The sequence below is a fragment of the Amycolatopsis sp. NPDC088138 genome (assembly GCF_044741685.1).
GTDB lineage: Bacteria > Actinomycetota > Actinomycetes > Mycobacteriales > Pseudonocardiaceae > Amycolatopsis.
In genome coordinates, this window is the sequence record NZ_JBIUTB010000001.1 from 1,254,348 (window position 1) to 1,270,737 (window position 16,390).

Annotated in this window: 16 protein-coding genes and 1 tRNA gene; 9 read left to right on the top strand and 8 right to left on the bottom strand. The window is 69.5% G+C overall.

The features are described from left to right. The first annotated feature begins 47 nt into the window (after positions 1–47). Both ACIOD2_RS05700 and ACIOD2_RS05705 read left to right on the top strand, forming a co-directional pair. Positions 48–1,226, top strand: a complete 1,179-nt coding sequence (locus ACIOD2_RS05700; RefSeq protein ID WP_400534777.1) for an alginate lyase family protein — start codon at positions 48–50, stop codon at positions 1,224–1,226. A gap of 118 nt (positions 1,227–1,344) precedes the next feature. Continuing rightward, positions 1,345–1,418, top strand: a tRNA-Pro gene (locus ACIOD2_RS05705). Between the two features lie 250 nt (positions 1,419–1,668). Here the strand turns inward: ACIOD2_RS05705 and ACIOD2_RS05710 are convergent. After that, positions 1,669–2,994: a restriction endonuclease gene (locus ACIOD2_RS05710; protein WP_400534779.1), complete on the bottom strand. Its 1,326-nt coding sequence runs from the start codon at positions 2,992–2,994 to the stop codon at positions 1,669–1,671. A gap of 148 nt (positions 2,995–3,142) precedes the next feature. Here ACIOD2_RS05710 and ACIOD2_RS05715 point away from each other — a divergent pair, with 148 nt between their 5' ends. Further along, positions 3,143–3,391, top strand: a complete 249-nt coding sequence (locus ACIOD2_RS05715) for a hypothetical protein (RefSeq protein WP_400534781.1) — start codon at positions 3,143–3,145, stop codon at positions 3,389–3,391. 54 nt (positions 3,392–3,445) lie between these two features. Here ACIOD2_RS05715 and ACIOD2_RS05720 read toward each other — a convergent pair whose 3' ends face one another. The 4 genes from ACIOD2_RS05720 to ACIOD2_RS05735 all read right to left on the bottom strand — a co-directional run bounded on the left by ACIOD2_RS05720 (position 3,446) and on the right by ACIOD2_RS05735 (position 6,322). Continuing rightward, positions 3,446–3,802 carry a ClpX C4-type zinc finger protein gene (locus tag ACIOD2_RS05720; RefSeq protein WP_400534783.1) on the bottom strand — a complete coding sequence of 119 codons (357 nt, stop codon included), beginning with the start codon at positions 3,800–3,802 and terminating at the stop codon, positions 3,446–3,448. Positions 3,803–3,848: 46 nt separating this feature from the next. After that, entirely contained in the window at positions 3,849–4,238 is a 390-nt protein-coding gene (locus ACIOD2_RS05725; RefSeq protein WP_400535416.1) for a hypothetical protein, read from the bottom strand. 56 nt (positions 4,239–4,294) lie between these two features. Then, positions 4,295–5,530: a GDSL-type esterase/lipase family protein gene (locus ACIOD2_RS05730; RefSeq protein WP_400534785.1), complete on the bottom strand. Its 1,236-nt coding sequence runs from the start codon at positions 5,528–5,530 to the stop codon at positions 4,295–4,297. 108 nt (positions 5,531–5,638) lie between these two features. Then, positions 5,639–6,322 (bottom strand): alpha/beta hydrolase, encoded by a 684-nt coding sequence (locus ACIOD2_RS05735; RefSeq protein WP_400534786.1) that lies wholly within the window; start codon positions 6,320–6,322, stop codon positions 5,639–5,641. Positions 6,323–6,422: 100 nt separating this feature from the next. Between ACIOD2_RS05735 and ACIOD2_RS05740 the strand changes: the two genes are divergently transcribed. Together ACIOD2_RS05740 and ACIOD2_RS05745 are read left to right on the top strand one after the other, a co-directional pair. Continuing rightward, positions 6,423–7,310 (top strand): cupin domain-containing protein, encoded by an 888-nt coding sequence (locus tag ACIOD2_RS05740; RefSeq protein WP_400534788.1) that lies wholly within the window; start codon positions 6,423–6,425, stop codon positions 7,308–7,310. Beyond that, positions 7,307–7,591, top strand: a complete 285-nt coding sequence (locus ACIOD2_RS05745) for a hypothetical protein (RefSeq protein WP_400534789.1) — start codon at positions 7,307–7,309, stop codon at positions 7,589–7,591. Before ACIOD2_RS05740 ends, ACIOD2_RS05745 begins: the two co-directional genes overlap by 4 nt. Here the strand turns inward: ACIOD2_RS05745 and ACIOD2_RS05750 are convergent. The 3 genes from ACIOD2_RS05750 to ACIOD2_RS05760 all read right to left on the bottom strand — a co-directional run bounded on the left by ACIOD2_RS05750 (position 7,588) and on the right by ACIOD2_RS05760 (position 12,560). Further along, positions 7,588–8,430, bottom strand: a complete 843-nt coding sequence (locus tag ACIOD2_RS05750; RefSeq protein WP_400534791.1) for a lysozyme — start codon at positions 8,428–8,430, stop codon at positions 7,588–7,590. The two genes, ACIOD2_RS05745 and ACIOD2_RS05750, sit on opposite strands and share 4 nt — an antisense overlap. 102 nt (positions 8,431–8,532) lie before the next feature. After that, complete coding sequence (locus tag ACIOD2_RS05755) at positions 8,533–9,984, bottom strand: radical SAM protein (RefSeq protein WP_400534793.1); 1,452 nt, start codon at positions 9,982–9,984, stop codon at positions 8,533–8,535. Further along, complete coding sequence (locus tag ACIOD2_RS05760; protein WP_400534795.1) at positions 9,984–12,560, bottom strand: glycosyltransferase; 2,577 nt, start codon at positions 12,558–12,560, stop codon at positions 9,984–9,986. The genes ACIOD2_RS05755 and ACIOD2_RS05760 overlap by 1 nt, the downstream gene beginning before the upstream one ends. 138 nt (positions 12,561–12,698) lie before the next feature. On the opposite strand from ACIOD2_RS05760, the gene ACIOD2_RS05765 reads away from it, so the two are divergent. From ACIOD2_RS05765 to ACIOD2_RS05780, 4 genes are all read left to right on the top strand, one after another. Beyond that, the gene (locus tag ACIOD2_RS05765) at positions 12,699–13,793 is read left to right on the top strand and encodes a sensor histidine kinase (protein ID WP_400534797.1); all 1,095 of its coding nucleotides are present in this window, start codon (positions 12,699–12,701) and stop codon (positions 13,791–13,793) included. Continuing rightward, entirely contained in the window at positions 13,790–14,443 is a 654-nt protein-coding gene (locus ACIOD2_RS05770) for a response regulator (RefSeq protein ID WP_400534799.1), read from the top strand. Before ACIOD2_RS05765 ends, ACIOD2_RS05770 begins: the two co-directional genes overlap by 4 nt. A gap of 89 nt (positions 14,444–14,532) precedes the next feature. Next, positions 14,533–14,922 carry a hypothetical protein gene (locus ACIOD2_RS05775; protein WP_400534801.1) on the top strand — a complete coding sequence of 130 codons (390 nt, stop codon included), beginning with the start codon at positions 14,533–14,535 and terminating at the stop codon, positions 14,920–14,922. A gap of 1 nt (position 14,923) precedes the next feature. Continuing rightward, entirely contained in the window at positions 14,924–16,231 is a 1,308-nt protein-coding gene (locus ACIOD2_RS05780; protein WP_400534803.1) for a DJ-1/PfpI family protein, read from the top strand. The last annotated feature ends 159 nt before the right edge of the window (positions 16,232–16,390 follow it).

Sequence of the window (16,390 nt, forward strand, 5' to 3'; positions counted from 1 at the left end):
GACAGCGCGCTGGTGATCCACCTCACATCGTCGTCCCGAGGAGAACCATGTCCGCATCCCGCTGGAGGAAAGTCGTCACGCTCGCCGCCGCCGTCCCGCTCGCCCTGGGCCTGATCGCCACGCCGGCCCCCGCGGCCCCGGCCACGTTCACCCACCCCGGCGTGCTGGTCAGCCGTCCGCAGCTGGACTTCGTGAAGGCGCAGGTGAACGCCGGCGCCCAGCCGTGGAAAGCAGCCTACGATCAGGCGAAAGCCAGTGCGTACGCGTCGCTTTCGCGCACCGCGAAGCCGCGTTCGGTCGTCGAATGCGGCCCGTACTCGGACCCGAACCTCGGCTGCACCGACGAGCGCGAAGACGCGATCGCGGCGTACACGGACGCGCTGATCTGGTACATCTCGGGTGACGCCCGCTACGCCCAGAAGGCAATAGCGCTGATGGACGCGTGGTCGGCAACGATCACCAATCACACCAACAGCAACGCGCCCCTCCAGACAGGCTGGGCGGGCTCGTCCTGGCCCCGCGCGGCGGAGATCATCAAGTACACGTACACGAGCTGGCCGAACTCCGGTCGTTTCGGCACGATGCTGCGCAACGTCTACCTGAACAAAATCATCAACGGCAGCAACAGCAACGGCAACTGGGAACTGTCCATGATGGAGGCCGCGGTCGGCATCTCGGTGTTCCTGGAGGACAAGACGAACTTCGACAAGGCGGTGACCCGCTACCGCAACCGCGTCGCGGCCTACGTGTACCTCTCCTCCGACGGCACCCTCCCCAAGACCGTCCCGGGCAGCGGCCTGTCCACACGCGACCAGATAGTCGGCTACTGGCAGGGCCAGAGCACGTTCGTAGACGGCCTAACGCAGGAAACCTGCCGCGACTTCGTCCACACAGGATACGGAATAGCGGCAATCGCGGACGTGGCGGAGACACTCCGCATCCAGGGCCAGGACGTGTACGGAACGGACGTCGGCGAGCGGCTGCGCCAGGCCCTGGGCTTCCAGTCGAAGTACGAGCTGGGCACAGCGGTCCCGTCATGGCTCTGCGGCGGTAGCGTCAATCGCGGCCTGGGCCCGGTGACAGAGGTGGGCTTCAACGCCCTCCACGGCCGCCTGGGCATCGCGATGTCCAACACGCAGACCCTGACGGAGAGCAAGCGGCCGGCCGGCACGAACGCCCTGTTCGTGGCGTGGCAGACGCTGACCCACGCGAACAACCCAGCGTAACCGGTCCCCCTTGTCCGCCTGGCCGTGTTTCCCCAGGTCAGGCGGACAAGAGGCCCTGCTTGCAAGGTCGTCCAGGGGGCGCGCTAGAGTACTCGTACGCACTCAGCGAGTGCGGGTCCGGGCTGTGGCGCAGTTTGGTAGCGCACTTGACTGGGGGTCAAGGGGTCGCAGGTTCGAATCCTGTCAGCCCGACCGGATCGGCCACCTTTACGCAGGTAGAGGTGGCCTTTTTCATGCCCAAGGCCCCTCCGGAAACGACTCGGTCCCCGGGCTGCCGCACGCATCGAGGGCGATCATCACGCCGCCAAGACCTCTGCTGCCGACCTCCGCGACGACAGACGGCAATCGCCCTTGCCCACCTGCCCTCGGACCGATCCGGTGATCAAAAACTCTCTAGCTAGCCGAAGTCGCGCTTCAACGCCACACCGTGAACAGTCATCGCTCAGAGGTGCAGAACTTCTTCCGGGCGGCGAGAACTCACTGCTCCGAGGTAGTCGTGTTCGATGTCTGCGAGTAGCGCACTGACGTCGCCGCCGTGGCTGTCGAAGGCCATTCGGCGGACTTCTTCGGCCAATTTGCGGCCGTCGATAAGAAGAATCGGATATTGATCATCGATGATCTCCTCCTGCGCCGCGCGGCTGTACACCCCGGTGGTCACGTAGGCGCCGATCCAACCCCGGCGCAAACGAGCGACGACCCGGGCGATCTGCTCTGCGCTGATGGACGTGCTCGGTAGGACGCACTTCGCCTGACCTAGGACGACCAGCGGAACGACGGCCTCGCCGGCACCCACATCGAGCCGCCCGACGAAGTCGGTACCTCCGTCGCCGGATCCCCGGGTGAGCCAACCTTCTGTGTAGGCGCTGCCCCTTCCCCGAAAGACACTGCCCGCGACGCGAGCAGCCAGCAATTCGAACTGCACCTTCTTCCCGTCGAAATGGCGATAGATCGTGTCCAGGACGTCAGCTTCCGCTGATCCGGGAACTGGACGCTGGTCGGCGCCGGACCGGACTTGACTTGCTGCGACACGCCGCCGGATTCGCGACAAGGCCGGATCACCCTGCTCGATCCAATCGCGCCAAGCTGTCGGACTGTGGCGGAGCGTCTCGCTCGTCGACAGGGTGGGGTCACGCCTGTCGTCGATCCAGCGCCAATCAAGCAGTTCGTTCTCCGGCGCAAGGTTCAGTACAGCAAGGTCGAACACGTAGTTCGCGAAGCTCTGCCCGCTGGTCGGGTCACGCTGAATGACGTGCTCGAGACGCTCGATGACCGCCAGCCCGCAGAACTGCACATGCCCCTTCACGCGATTACTGACCGTGACGGAACGAAACAGAACGATCGGGGTTGCTCGCCGCCGCTCGTCTGCTGTGGCGCCACGGTGGTCCGGCCAGCTAGCCAACAACGCGGCATTGCCTCTGGTCTTTCCGAGTCCGATCGGGCTGCCTGCCTTGTGATCACCGAAGTAGCGGACGTAGCCGTGATCCAAGTCGTATGTGTCATGCCAAGGCGTGGATTCCTGCCCTGCCTTCCACGGGCTCGACCGCAGGGCCAGTACCGGGCGGCGCACCTGCCCGTCCACCACCACTTCGCGGGTCAGGTTGATTCCACTCGCCAAAGAGATGCGAGTCCCGTCCGCACTCACAGTCAGGTGGTGGAAGTTCGGCAGGCCGTCGATCCGCGGGTCGATGGTCGAGACTCCGCTCGCGTAACGAAGGGTCTCTGTCATACGGAGGTTGCGAGCTGCCGAGGTGACCACACCATCGATCATCGCAAGTCCTGGTCACGGGTTTGCGCTCGACCCACCGGAGTGACGCTCGTTCACCGTGCCACGTTCCCGCATCTCCTTCGTCTTGCGCGGGCGTAACGGGCGTTCTGCTCCTTGCGACCTGTGTGTACACAGCCCAAGGGAGCATCTCATGGCGGACAGCTTGATCGAACTCGGTATGGTCACGCCATTCGAGATGCGCGGGGCCGAGTTGGGGCCGGTCGTCGACCGGATTCTTCAGGCTGATGATGCCGACGAGGCTGACATGCAACTGAAGCTTGAGACGCTTCTGGCGATCTACAAGCTGAAGCGGATGCTGCTCATGGCGCTCGTCGTGGTGCCGATCCTGCTGACGGTGGCGACGGTCGTGATCATCGTGACGTCGCGCGGTCAGGTCTGACGTCGCACGCGTCCTGCCACGGAATCGGCTAGCGCAGCGAAGTCATCTTGGAGATCAGTCCTCGCCGGAGAAGCGTTCCCACGCTGACTGGCGGGTCATTCCCAAAGCCGTGCCGATCTGGGTCCAGGTGCCGCCCAAGGCGCGAGCCTTGCGGACCCAGGCCGTCAGGTTCTGTTGGACCTGGGTGCCGGCCGCGGCCACCGGAGACAGGCGGGACAGGACCTCCTCCAGGGTCAGCTCCTGCTCCCAGGGGGCCACAGCGGCAATCGACGTCGGCTTACCCGCGATCACCGACGCGCACAAGGAGACGCAGCCGTCGCAGATGAAGACTCCTGGGCCGCTTACCAGCGTTGCCACCTCGGTGTTCGGGCGGGCGCAGAACGAGCAGTGGGCCAAGACCGCGGTTGTCATAAAGAGCCTCCCAGATCGAAACCTGTCAGGCTGGACCTTACGCGTGTCAGGCGTGACCTGACAAGCTCCGTGAGCCCAAGAACGAGAACGTCCAGCCGGACAATTCCTCCAGGCGGGTCATCAAGGCCTCGATTTCGGCCCAGCGGCGGTGTTCGCGTTCCAGGTCCGGGACCAGGAAGTCGCCTACCAGCAGCAGCAATGTGGCGATCTCGTACGCTACGTCGGCCAGCTGGAGGAAGGGGCGGTACTCCGCCTCCGCCCCGGTGCCGTGACAAGCTGCCCATGAACGGGCTCCGAGGCCGGTCACGCGGCAGGTCTCCTCGACCGTGGCGCGCAGGGCGGCCCGGCGGGACGTCGGCGGGGACTCCAGCAGCGGGGCTATGTTCCAGGCCACCGACAGCAGGCAGCACCCCGCGTCGTCCATCGAGTTGTTCATCACGCGACGTACTTTGCGCGGCTACCCGCACACGCTGGTCGTTGCGACTCGCCTTGTCAGCCGATCGTGTGGGAAGTCGACCCGGTCGTGAGCATCGGGATCGAGATGAAGTCTGCCAGTGCTTGCTGGCCTGCCGCGTTCGCGTGGATTCCGTCGCCGTTGTCGTAGGCCGGGTTGATGTTGTTCGGCTTCAGCGGGTCCTTCAGGACCTCGTCGAAGTCGAGAATTCCCGAGCACAAGCCGCCGCAGTTGTTCCAGCGCTCTACGAACAACGCGATCTCGTGACGGTCGAGGTTGTTCTTGTCGCTGTAGCCGGGGCGCGGGGTGCTCGGCGTGACGTAGACGGCGATGCCGGCCGCGCGCAGGCGGGCGAAGACCGCTCGGTAGCTGTCCAGGACGGCCGTCGCGTCGCAGCCGTACGCCAGGTCGTTCGTTCCGTAGTAGTAGATCACCGAACGGACGCCGTGCAGGGCCAGGACGTCGCGGTCCAAGCGACTCGCCGCGTCCAGGCCGACTACGCCCGGCGGGATGCTCGGACAGGAAGGCGCACTCGTTGTGCCCGAGACTCCTGCGTTGGCGACGGCGAGGCCTGACGACGCGGCCCGGCGTGCCAGGTCGTCGGTCCAGCGGCGGTCCGCGCCCAGCTGCGTGCAGCCGGGGCCGCAGTTCGTGCTGCCGATTCCGTCGACCACCGAGCTGCCGAACGGGACGACCGTGCCCTTCACCGCCGTGTTGTGCACGTCCACCGCGCTGACAACATAAGTGGAGGACACCGTGCCGGTGAACGCGGCCGCACCCGGGTCGGCCGAGTGGTCCCCGGCGCCGGCAGCGGTCAGGTAGTTGTCCCGTAGCGCCGCGCCGTGGCGGCCCGGAACGACGGAGCCGGGAACCGACATGCTCACGGCCAGGTTCGTGTCCGGGCGGGTGGTCAGGCGCAGCTCGTCGCTCCAGACCTCTCCCCCGGCGGGAATCGTGACGGCGCGGCTGCCCGCGAAGGTCAGGTCCCGGGGCGCGGTCACCGCCGCGCCGCCCGCGCTCACGCCGGCCGTCGCGTGGCCGACCGACAGCGGGCCCGAGCCGAACGTGTTCTGCAGCCTGACGCGCACCGCGTCACCACCCTCGCTCAGGTGGGTGATCATCCGGAGGGACTGGCCGTTCAGCGGGGTGTCCGCGCGGCCGTCCTGGGACTGGGCCCATGAGGTGAACCACGCTTGCCCGGCTCCCGCGGCGACCGGCGCCGCCGCGAAGGCCAATGCCGAAACCGCCGCCAGAACCGCCACCTTGCCGCGCACCGGGCACCTCCGTAGTCCACAAAGGACAAAACGAAACAGCGACAAGAACGAGAGTAGGGAGCCGCCCCCGCGCCGACAACAGCGCGGGGGCGGTCCTGTCCGATCTTGTCAGCCGGCCGCGCGCTCGATCAGCTCGGCGATCGCGACGGGCTGCGACGCCAGGGACGCGTGCCCGGACTCCAGCTCGATCGTCTCGCGGGCGCCGATGCGGGCCGCCATCCGGCGCTGGTTGTCCGGGGCGATCATCCGGTCCTGGGTCGAGACCTGGTACCAGGACGGCTTCGACTTCCACGCCGGCTCGGTCACCGGGTCGCCGAACGTCGAACCCACCGGGGCCTTCTGCGTGACCGCCATGACCAGCGCTTCGTCCTCCGGCAGGTCCTGGCAGAAGCTCTCGTGGAACTTGTCCTGCTTGATCCACAGGTAACCGTCGGAGTCCGGCGCGATGTTCGCGCCGCCCGGGGCGTCGTGGCCTTCGCTCACCGTCGCGAGACTCTCCCCCGCGTCCGGCGCGAACGCCGCGACGTAGACCAGGCCCGTGACGTTCGGCAGCGTGCCGGCCTCGGTGATGACGGCGCCGCCGTACGAGTGGCCGACCAGCAGCACCGGCCCGTCGACCTGCTGCACCATCTGCCGGGTGCGGGCCGCGTCGTCGGCCAGCGACGTCAGCGGGTTCTCCACCGCGTGGAGCGCCCCGAAACCGCGCTTGTCCAGCTCCACGATGACCTTCGCCCAGTGGGCGGCGCCACCCCAGAAGCCGTGGACGAGCACCACGGTCGGCTTCTCGGCCATGAAGGGTTGCCTCCTCGATCCGGCGCGCCGGATCCGCTCGTGCGGAGCCGGTCACGCATACTGCCTGAGGTCAGCCTATGAGGAGGTTCGAGCAAGAACCATGTCCCAGGAACCGGAAAACTTTGCCGATTCGCTTCCGGCGTACGGCGAGCAGGACGCGCTCTCCGACGTCCTGCAGGCCATTCACCTGCAGGGCGGAGACGTGCGCCGCCGCATGGACACCGTCGAGCGGTACCCGGCCGGGACCCGGCTGCTGCACCTCGTGGGGGCGGGCCGGCTGCGCCTCGAGGCCGACGGCGAGGCGCCCGTCGAGCTGAACCACGGCGACATGGCGCTGCTCGCCCGCGGCGACGCGCACGTCGCCCGCCCGGCCCCGGTCGCGGACTGGGTCACCGGGGAGTTCCACGTCGAGCCGCTCGTCGCCGCGCCGCTGCTCGGTGTCCTCCCCGCGGCCATCGTGATCCGTGGTGACGCCCGGACCGCGGCGTGGCTTCCGTTGAGCCGGGATCTGCTGCTCTCGGAGGTGACGCGGCCCGAGCCCGGCGCCCGTGTGATGGTGTCGCGGCTGCTCGACCTGCTGTTCATCCGGTCGCTGCGGACGTGGGCGGCCTCCGGCGACGAGACGCACCCCGGCTGGCTCACCGCCGCGATGGACCCGGCGCTGGGGCCCGCGCTGACGGCGATCCACCGCGCCCCCGGGCGCGACTGGCCGGTCGACGAGCTGGCGCGGCTCAGCTCCCTCTCACGCTCGGCGTTCGCCGCGCGGTTCACCGAGTCGGTCGGCGAACCACCGGGGGCGTACGTGCAGCGAAGACGGCTCGATCACGCCGCCCACCTGCTGCGGAGCACGGCCGAGCCGGTCGGCCGGATCGCGGGCCGGGTCGGCTACGCCTCGGAAGCGGCCTTCAGCCGGGCCTTCTCCCGCGCGTACGGCAGTTCGCCGCGGGTCTGGCGCGGCACCGCGAGTTCCGGTTCGATGGACGGATGAACAGGGCGAAGCTTCGAGCAGTGCGCGACGCGGCCAGGCCGGACGGGGCCATCTTCGGCGAACCCTACGAGACGCCGGACGGGACCACAGTCATCCCGGTCCACCAGCCGGTCGGGGTGTTCGTGGTCCACGGCGGCGACGTCAAGTGGGAACCCGCGGTGGACACGACCCGGGTCCTGCTGATCGGGGCCATGACCGGCCTGATGGCCGCGACGCTCGGCACGCTCGCCGTGCTGCGCAAGCCGCCGTGGCCGGACCTCGTCATCCGGAAGACCCGCTAGGCCGCTTGAGCAGCCTGGCCCTTCGCCAGCGCTTCGACGCGGCCGATCGGGCCGTTGTAGTAGTTCTGGTCCCCCGGGAGGCCGCCGCCGCGGGCGAACTGCCAGATGCTCTGCTTGTCCCAGCCCGCCGGCAGCTCGCCGACCTCCGGGCCGTAGCGGGCCAGCCAGAGCGGGTTCGTGTTGCCGAACCCGTTCGCGTTGCCGGTGCAGGTCTTCCACCAGGTCGTGCTGGTGTAGATCAGCGCGCTGCGGTGCGCCTTCGCGAGGTACGTGCGCGTGAAATCGGCGATCCACGCCGTCATGTCGGCGGGGTTCTTGCCGTAACAGGCGTCGCCGTACGGGTTGTACTCGATGTCGAGCGCGCCCGGCAGCGTCGTGCCGTCGCCGCGCCAGCCGCCGCCGTTCGCGATGAAGTAGTCGGCCTGCGCCGCGCCGCTCGAGACGTCCGGGCGCGCGAAGTGGTACGCGCCGCGGATCAGGCCCGCGGCGTGCGCGCCGTCGTACTGCTGGGCGTACTGCGGGTTGACGAACCCCGTGCCCTCGGTCGCCTTGACGTAGGTGAACTTCGCGCCGCCGCCGGCCGCGGCGCCCCAGTCGACCGGGCCCTGGTGCCCGCTCACGTCGTGCCCGAGGGTCTGGTCGGCCACGTCGGCGCGGGACGTGAGCGGGCTCCCGTGGATCCCTTCGTGCGCTTCGATCTGCGTGCCCGCGAAGTTCGTGTCGGCTCGCGAATAGTCGGGAGCGGCCTGCGCCGGTGTCACGACGACCACCGACGCGAACGCCGCGAACACGCCCGCCCCGGCCAGCTTCGCCAGGGGACCCGGAACAGTTCGGCTCATCTGGGCTCCGATCTCGGTACGGCCGTACGGTGCTGACCCCATGCTGCACGCCCGTACCGGTCTTCGCGAGACTTCTGTCACCCGTCGGAGTGATCTTGGTCCTCAGAGCTCGGTCGTGATGATGGCCTCCACCAGGACTTCCCCGGTCTTGGTCAATTCCACTTTCCCCGCCCCGGAATCCAGCCGGACGAGGCCGCGATCGGCCAGGGAGCGGAACTTCCCGAGCCACGGTTCGGCGAACAGCGACCGCCCGGGGAACCGCGACGAGTGCACTGAATCTTGCAACGGTTGCAACGTCGTCAGCGCCATCTTCACCGCCCGCGCCTCCTGGGCCTCGGGCGTGAACCGCGTCGCCGAACCCAGCGGGATCCGGCCGGCCTCCACCGTTTCGATGTAGCGCTTGGAGTTCACGTCGCTGATCGCCTCCGACGCGCGGCAGCTCGAACTGCCGCCGAGCCCGATCGCGACCTCGGCCTCCTGCTTCTCCTGGTCGACCATGATGGACTTCCACTTCTCCGGCCCGAGGCCGTCGCGCGCGAAGTACATCGTGGGGTGCTCGGTGTAGTTCGCCGCGCGCAGGCCGTCGGTGAGCAGCTCCCGCATCTGGTACTGCTCACCGAGGGTCGGCCAGCGGTGGCCGTCGCGCACGAGCTTGTCCCGGTAGGACGGCAGCTGCCACGCGGCCGGCTTCTCGCCGGTGACGCCGGTGCGGGTGTCGCTGTAGGACGCCAGGTGCAGCTTGGTGCAGACGACGGCGGTGATCTCGTTCTCCAGCACGACGTCCAGGTCCCGGCGGACGCTGTCGAGGGTCTGGTCGAGCAGGCCGTACATCAGGTCGATGCTGACCCACTCGAAGCCGAGGTTCTGCGCGTTGCGGACGAAGTCGACGCACATCTGCGCCGAATGCTCGCGCCCGCACAGCTCGAGGACGTGGTCGTCGAACGACTGGACACCGCTGGACAGCTTGGTGCAGCCCAGATCCCGCAGCAGCTCGAGCTTCGACGGCGTGAACGTGCTGGGGTCGCCTTCGAACCGGACGGTCGTGTCCGCGGTGAACCCGAACTCGGACCGGTAGAAGTCCAGCAGCCGCCGGATCTCCGGTTCCGGCAGCAGCGACGGCGTGCCGCCGAAGACGTTGAACTCGCCGACCTCCGCGCCCGCCAGGTTCGGGACGGCGTCGAGCCACATCCTCGCCTCGCGGATGTTCAGGTCGACCCACTGCTTCGCCTTTTCGTCCGTGACCTCGGGTTTGCCCTTCACCAGCACCACCGGGTACTGGCAGAACCGGCAGCGGTAGGCGCACGTCGGGATGTAGGACCACAGGTGGATCGGGGCGCTGGACGCCAGCTGCGCGTCCAGGTCACGCAGGAAGTCCGCCGGCGCGTAGCCGGGGACGTTGCCCGGGAACACGTGCGCGCCGAACGGGTCCTCCTGCACGTAGTCGAGCAGATGCCGGTTTTCGGGCGCCTCCAGGACGTCGAGGACCGCGGGGCGCGGCCACGCGGGGTCGAGACCGTGCAGTGAGCCGATCGCCTCTTCGTAGGCGAGTGTCATCAGAACACCCCTCCGTTGCCGAAGTAGTTGTGGGCCTCTCCGGACTCGCGGTCCTCGCAGTAGTAGTGGACGAACTCCGCGAACCGCTCCTTCGGAACGTCCGCGAAACACGGTGGCAGTGGTGGTGGGAAACCGATGTCGTCGCCGACGTGCTTGCGCAGGCACGCGAACAGCTCGTCGGCGAACTCGAGGTACAGCCGGTAGGACGGCGTCTTGTACGCGTGGATCGGCGTGAAGTCGACGACACTCGTCTCGTCGCGGATCTCGGCGATCCGCTTCCCCAGCCGCGCGGCCAGGTCCGCGCCGAAGAATCCGATGACGGCGTCGTCCTCCAGAAGGGCCGGGGTCAGCAGCACCGGCAGGATCGTGTTCTTCGGCGTGAAGTCCTTGATCGAGAACTCCCACGCCTGCAAGGCTTCCGCCTCGGTCAGGTCGGCTCCCGTCGCGGGCGAGGAGGGCCGGATGTCGCGCATGACGATGGTGCCGCCCGAGCCGTAGGCGCGGCCGGTGATCACCTCGTCGATGGCGTGGTCGACGCGGCGCGGGTTGATCTCGACCCGCGAGCGCGGCGCGTACGTGATCGCGTCGCCCCCGCTGGCGACCTTGATCCCGAAGTCCCAGTCGTCGGAGAGGTGGTTGACGAACTTGCCGTCCTGCAGCTGGTAGAAGATCTCGATGCCGCCGGCGCGCTCGTAGGCGTCGCGCTCGACGGCGAAGCCCTTGCCGTCGGGAAAGCCGCCGAACAGCGAGAACGTGACGGCGCGGCAGCGCAGCGTCCGCTGGATCGCGTCCCACAGCCGCGGGCGGCCGGCGAAGTGGTCGGCGTTGTAGTAGTAGTCGCAGACGCCGATCGCGGCCTTGGTCGTCTCCATCGCTTCCAGGAGCTCGCTCAGCCAGTGCGCGTCGACCTGGCAGTCGGCGTCGGCGGACACCAGGTAGAAGCGCTGCGCCGGGTCGGTGTCCGGGCGGTTCCGGCTGCGGGCGGCCGCGAAGTCCATGCCCGCGCGGCGCGCGCACGAGACACCCTGCTCGGGTTCGTGGATCACGTGGACGGCCAGGTCCGGGTGCGCCGCCGCGAACTCGCGGGCGAGCGCGACGGTGTCGTCGGTCGAGTTGTTGTCGACCAGGACGACTTCGTAGCTTTCCCGGTCCAGCCCACGCTGGTCGTACAGCGTCCCGAGAACCGACCGCAGGTTCGCGGCCTCGTTGTACACCGGCAGCACGACGCTCAGCCGCGTCCCGGCGCCCATCGGCGGCGGGTACAGCCGGTCGACCAGGTCGTCGACGACCTGGGTGCCGAACCGCGCCCGCCCGAGATCCTGGTTCGCCCGCACCACTTCCGCTCGTTTCCCCTCGTCGGTGATCAGTTCGGCCACTTCGCGGGCGAACGCCGCGTCCGGCAGGTCGCGGGCCCGGATGTCCAGCACCGGCGCCCGGAACCCCGCGCGGCCGTAAACGGCGTTGTACAGCTCGTACCCGCTGGTCACGTACGGCGTCCCGGAGGCGATCGCCTCGCTGACCGGGTTGCCGTAGCTCTCGTAGTCGTAGGAGGTCAGGAAGGACACGACACTCGCGTGCGCCAGGAGATCGCGGACGGAGTAACGGCCCGGCGTGGCGGTGTCGTACGGGGTCAGCCAGCCGCCGAAGACGACGCGGTCGCGCACCCCGAGCCGGCCGGCCAGCTCGGTGAGCCGGGTGTACTCCGCGGGTGCCTCCTCGACGTCTCCCGCCACGAACAGCCACGCGTCCGGCAGCAGCGCCAGGAGGTGGAGGTCCCGGTCGACGCGCTTCTGCGGGATGATCCGCGTGATCCGTGCCAGCAGCGGGACGCCGTCGGGGATGCCGTGGTCGCGCCGGAAACCCGCGTTGCGCGGGTCGATCTTCGCGGTGTCCATGGGGAACGTGTTCGGCAGGACGTCGAGGTTGCGCAGGCCCGGCACCCACTCGAGGGTGCGCGCCTTCGCTTCTTCGTGCAGCGCGAAGTAGTGGATGTGCGGGGAGTTCCGCGGCGCCGGGGTCTCGCGGTACGGGAACCGGCCGTACTTCGCGATCCCCGGTTCGCTCTGCCACATCAGGTCGTGGTCGCGCCAGAACACGAACCGGCCGAGCCGGTGGCGCGCGCCGTAGCGGTCGATCGCGCGGTAGAGCGCCTCGGTGTACGCGGGATTCTCCGGCAGGGTCCCGTTCTCGACCATCACCATCGTGACGCCGAGGCGTTCCCAGGTGGCGGTGATCCGGTCGGCCAGCTCGCCGGCGATCCGGTCGAGCTCCGGGCGCAGGGCTGCCCCGGCCTCCCGCTGGACGACCTCGGTGAGCACCCGCTCGACGAACTCGCGGTCGTAACCGCGGATCGTCTCGACGCCGTCGACGCGGTCCAGGACGACCCAGTCCGGCAGCAGCCCGGACTCGTCACGGTAGGGCCGGAAGAACGCGCCCTTGTCGGCCTTGATGTCGTAGCCGAGGTCCAGGTGGACCCGGTGCCCGCGGGCGGACAGGCGCTTCGCCGTCTTGAGGAACTCGACCACCACCCCGGACAGCGGAGTTCCGTCGAAGGACACGCCCCAGAGCACTGACATCGATGGCGGACTCCCGTGTCGACTGCGGTGTCGGCTCCACCCTACGTCGCCCGTTCACGGAAAAGCCCTAGAGACAGACAGCGCTTTCCCGGCGGGGAAGCGGTTGACCCGGCTTGCCGGACACCGCAGAGTGGCTCCATGAGCCGGGCTCTGGCGGTGCTGACCTGCGGCGCCTTCCTCTCCGTCGTGCTCGGGGTCCTCGCGTCCGGGGAGCCCGCGGCCTCCCTCGTGCTGGGCGCCGTCTTCACCGCGCTCGGCACCGCCGGCTTCGGCTGGGTGCAGCGGCGCGAGCACCTCGGCTGGGCCGCCGCCTACGTCGTCGTCCAGCTTCCCCTGGCGTTCTTCGTCTTCACGATCAACGCCGGGGTCGGCGCGACGCTCTTCCTCGTGGTGCTGGTCAGCCAGTGCGTGGTGCTGAACCTGCCGCTGCCCGCCCTCGCGGTCGTGATCGCCCTGGTCCCGCTCGTGCACCTGGGGATGTCACTGGGCGACGGCCTGCGCGAAGGCCTCGGCACCCTCGTGTCGGTGATCTTCGCGGCCGTCGTCACCGAGCTGCTCAAGCGGGAACAGCGCTCCCGCGGCGAGCTCGCCGAGGTGCACGCGAAGCTGCAGGACTACGCCGTCCAGGCGGAACGGCTCGCCACGGCGCAGGAGCGCAACCGGGTCGCCCGGGACATCCACGACGGGCTCGGGCACTCGCTGACCGTCGTCCAGATGCAGGTCAAGGCCGCGCGGGCGGTGCTGCCGACCGATCCGGGCAAGGCCGACGACGTGCTCGCGAAGGCGCAGGAACAGGCCGAAACCGCGCTGGCCGACGTCCGGCGGTCCGTCCGCACGCTGCGCGAACCCCGCTCGGTACCGCCGTTGCCCGAAGCGCTGAAGGCCCTCGCCGAGGAGACGTCCGCGACGGGTGTGCCGGCGACGCTGACCGTCTCCGGGGTCGAACGGCCGTTGCCGGACGAGACCGGCGAGGCGCTCTACCGGGCCGCGCAGGAGGGCCTGACCAACGTCCGCAAACACGCGCGGGCGAGCCGGGTCGACCTGGTGCTCGAGTACGCCGACACGGGCGTCCGCGTCGAGGTCCGTGACGACGGCGCCGGCACCGACGGCGCGCCCGCGACCGGCTTCGGCCTGCTGGGGCTGCGGGAACGGGCCGCGCACCTCGGTGGGAAGCTGGCCGTCGAATCGGCACCGGGACAGGGGTGCACGCTGAGCATGGAGGTACCGGCGTGAGCCCGGTCCGGGTCCTGCTGGTCGACGACCAGGCTCTCTTCCGCGAGGCCCTCGCGACACTGCTGGCCACCCGCGACGACATCGACGTCGTCGGCGAGGCGGGCAACGGTGACGAAGCGCTGGCACGGGCCGCCGAGCTGACCCCCGACGTCGTGCTGATGGACCTGCGGATGCCGGTGCTCGACGGGGTCGCCGCCACCCGGCGGCTGCGCCTGGCACAGCCGGGCGTCCAGGTCATCGCGCTCACCACCTTCGACGACGACGAGGACGTCTTCGCGGCCCTGCGCGCGGGCGCCGTCGGGTACTTGCTCAAGGACGTCTCCTCGGCGCGGCTGGTCGAAGCCGTGCTGGCCGCCGCGCGGGGCGAGTCGGTGCTCCAGCCGTCCGTCGCGGCGAAGGTCGTCGCCCGGTTCGCGCAGCTGCCCGAGACGACCGTTCCCCGGCCGCAGCCGCTGGTCGTGCCGCTGTCGGAGCGGGAGCTGGAGGTGCTGCGGCTGGTCGCCGACGGCCGCAGCAACCGGGAAATCGCCGCCTCCGTGTTCCTCGCCGAAGGCACCGTGAAGAACCACGTCACGAACGTGCTGGGCAAGCTCGGCGCCCGGGACCGCACCCAGGCCGCGCTGCGGGCCCGGGATCTGGGGCTCCTCTGACGGGGTCATGACCCCCGGCATGACTTCCGGCACCTGGCAGCACGCCCGCGCGCCGGGATTCTCGTCCAGGACAACCTGGAGGGAACCCCATGACCACCACCGAAACCGGCCGGAGCACCGGCCGCAAACTCGGCCGGTTCACCGCGCACTACGTCGAGATGGTCGCCGCGATGATCATCGGCATGGTCGCGCTCGGCCCGCTCTGGCCGGACGCGTGGACGGCCCGGCCGGATGTCGGCGCCCTCGTGATGGCCACCGACATGAGCGTCGCGATGGCCGCGGCGATGCTGCTGCGGCGGCACTCCTGGCCGCGGATCGCCGAGATGTCGGCGGCGATGTACCTGCCGTTCGTCGTCCTGCTGGCGCCGTACTGGCTGGGCGCGCTGTCCGCGGACGGCCTGATGATCGCCGGGCACGTGATCATGTTCCCGCTGATGCTGGCCGTCATGGTGTGGCGCCGAGCCGAGTACTGGCACTGACATGAGAACCGTCCTGCGCCGCATCACCCTCGTCCTCGCCGCCGTGGTCGCCGTCCTGCTGGTTCCCGGCGCAGGCGCGACCGTCTCCGCCCTGGCAACCTTCCGCGCCCTCAACGCCCCCGGCCCGCAGCGGGCCGTGCCCGCCACCCCGCCGCTCCCCCACGACCCGGCCAAGCCGACCGCGGTGGTCGTCGTCGGCAACGCGGGTGCCGTCGTCTCCGACACCCTCGCGCCGTACGAGATCCTGGCCGACACCGGGCGGTTCAACGTCTACACCGTCGCCCCGGACCGGGTGCCGAAGCCGCTGACCGGTGGTCTCGACCTGGTGCCCGACCTGAGTTTCGCCGACCTCGACGCCCGGCTCGGCAGGGCCGCGCCGGACCTCGTGGTCGTCCCCGCGATGCCGGACACCGGGGAGGCCGGCGGCGAGCCGGTGACCACCTGGCTGCGTGCCCAGGCCGCCCGCGGCACGCAGTTGCTGAGTGTCTGCAACGGCGCCGGTGTGCTGGCTTCGGCCGGCCTGCTCGACGGCCGTCCGGCCACCGCGCACTGGCTGAAGCTCGAGACCTACGCGAGCGACTACCCGGCCGTGCGGTGGCAGCGCGAGAAGCGGTACGTCGACGACGGGAAGGTCGTCACCACCGCCGGGATCCTGTCCGGCATCGACGGGACCCTGCACCTGGTCGAGCGGATGGCCGGTGCGGGCGTGGCCGCGGACGCCGCCAAGGCGATCGGCTGGCGCCACTACGGCACGCCCGTGCCGGTGACCACCCCGGCCGCGATGCCGGACGCCGTGGCGATCATCAACGCCGGTTTCCGTTGGAGCCCGGCCGAAATCGGCGTGCTGGTGCCCGAGGGCGTCGGCGAGATCGAACTGGCGTCGGTGTTCGACACCCAGGGTGAGTCGCTCTCGTCGCGGACCCTCGCGGTGAGCACCGACGGCGGCCCGGTCCGGTCCCGGCACGGGCTGACTTTCCTGCCCCGCGCGAAACTCGCCGACGCCGATCTCGACCGGCTCCTCGTTCCCGGTGCCACGCGCGGAGTTCCGACGCCGCCAGGCGGGCCGGCTCCCGAGTACGTGCACGACCGGCCCGGCTTCGCCTACGACGTCGCGGTGAGCGGGATGGCGCGCGACACCGACGTCGCGACCGCGCGGTGGACGGCGAAAGCACTGGAGCTGCCCACCGACGACGTCGTGTTCGACGGCCCGGCGTGGCCGTGGTGGCCCACCGCCGTCCCGGTCGTGCTCGTTCTCCTGGGGGTGGCCGGAGTCGTGCTCGTGGTTCGGCGCAAGCGCCGGGTGGAGTGACCTAAAACGATTTATGCGGCGGCGATCGGACCAGCACGGACGATCGCCGCTGCACCCGGTGGAGTATTGCGGTTGCGTGATCCTCTGATTACAGTCACATATCACACTGGATTGAAACGTTTTAAGGATCCGCAAGCCCCGTCCCCGTCATCCAGGAGC

What these genes read in the sequence shown, in the direction of transcription:
- ACIOD2_RS05740 (WP_400534788.1), top strand. Translation starts at nt 6,423, where the DNA reads ATGTCCCAGGAACCGGAAAACTTTGCCGATTCGCTTCCGGCGTACGGC.
- ACIOD2_RS05780 (WP_400534803.1), top strand. Translation starts at nt 14,924, where the DNA reads ATGAGAACCGTCCTGCGCCGCATCACCCTCGTCCTCGCCGCCGTGGTC.
- ACIOD2_RS05710 (WP_400534779.1), bottom strand. Translation starts at nt 2,994, where the DNA reads ATGATCGATGGTGTGGTCACCTCGGCAGCTCGCAACCTCCGTATGACA.
- ACIOD2_RS05745 (WP_400534789.1), top strand. Translation starts at nt 7,307, where the DNA reads ATGAACAGGGCGAAGCTTCGAGCAGTGCGCGACGCGGCCAGGCCGGAC.
- ACIOD2_RS05755 (WP_400534793.1), bottom strand. Translation starts at nt 9,984, where the DNA reads ATGACACTCGCCTACGAAGAGGCGATCGGCTCACTGCACGGTCTCGAC.
- ACIOD2_RS05765 (WP_400534797.1), top strand. Translation starts at nt 12,699, where the DNA reads ATGAGCCGGGCTCTGGCGGTGCTGACCTGCGGCGCCTTCCTCTCCGTC.
- ACIOD2_RS05720 (WP_400534783.1), bottom strand. Translation starts at nt 3,802, where the DNA reads ATGACAACCGCGGTCTTGGCCCACTGCTCGTTCTGCGCCCGCCCGAAC.
- ACIOD2_RS05700 (WP_400534777.1), top strand. Translation starts at nt 48, where the DNA reads ATGTCCGCATCCCGCTGGAGGAAAGTCGTCACGCTCGCCGCCGCCGTC.
- ACIOD2_RS05715 (WP_400534781.1), top strand. Translation starts at nt 3,143, where the DNA reads ATGGCGGACAGCTTGATCGAACTCGGTATGGTCACGCCATTCGAGATG.
- ACIOD2_RS05775 (WP_400534801.1), top strand. Translation starts at nt 14,533, where the DNA reads ATGACCACCACCGAAACCGGCCGGAGCACCGGCCGCAAACTCGGCCGG.
- ACIOD2_RS05750 (WP_400534791.1), bottom strand. Translation starts at nt 8,430, where the DNA reads ATGAGCCGAACTGTTCCGGGTCCCCTGGCGAAGCTGGCCGGGGCGGGC.
- ACIOD2_RS05735 (WP_400534786.1), bottom strand. Translation starts at nt 6,322, where the DNA reads ATGGCCGAGAAGCCGACCGTGGTGCTCGTCCACGGCTTCTGGGGTGGC.
- ACIOD2_RS05760 (WP_400534795.1), bottom strand. Translation starts at nt 12,560, where the DNA reads ATGTCAGTGCTCTGGGGCGTGTCCTTCGACGGAACTCCGCTGTCCGGG.
- ACIOD2_RS05725 (WP_400535416.1), bottom strand. Translation starts at nt 4,238, where the DNA reads ATGAACAACTCGATGGACGACGCGGGGTGCTGCCTGCTGTCGGTGGCC.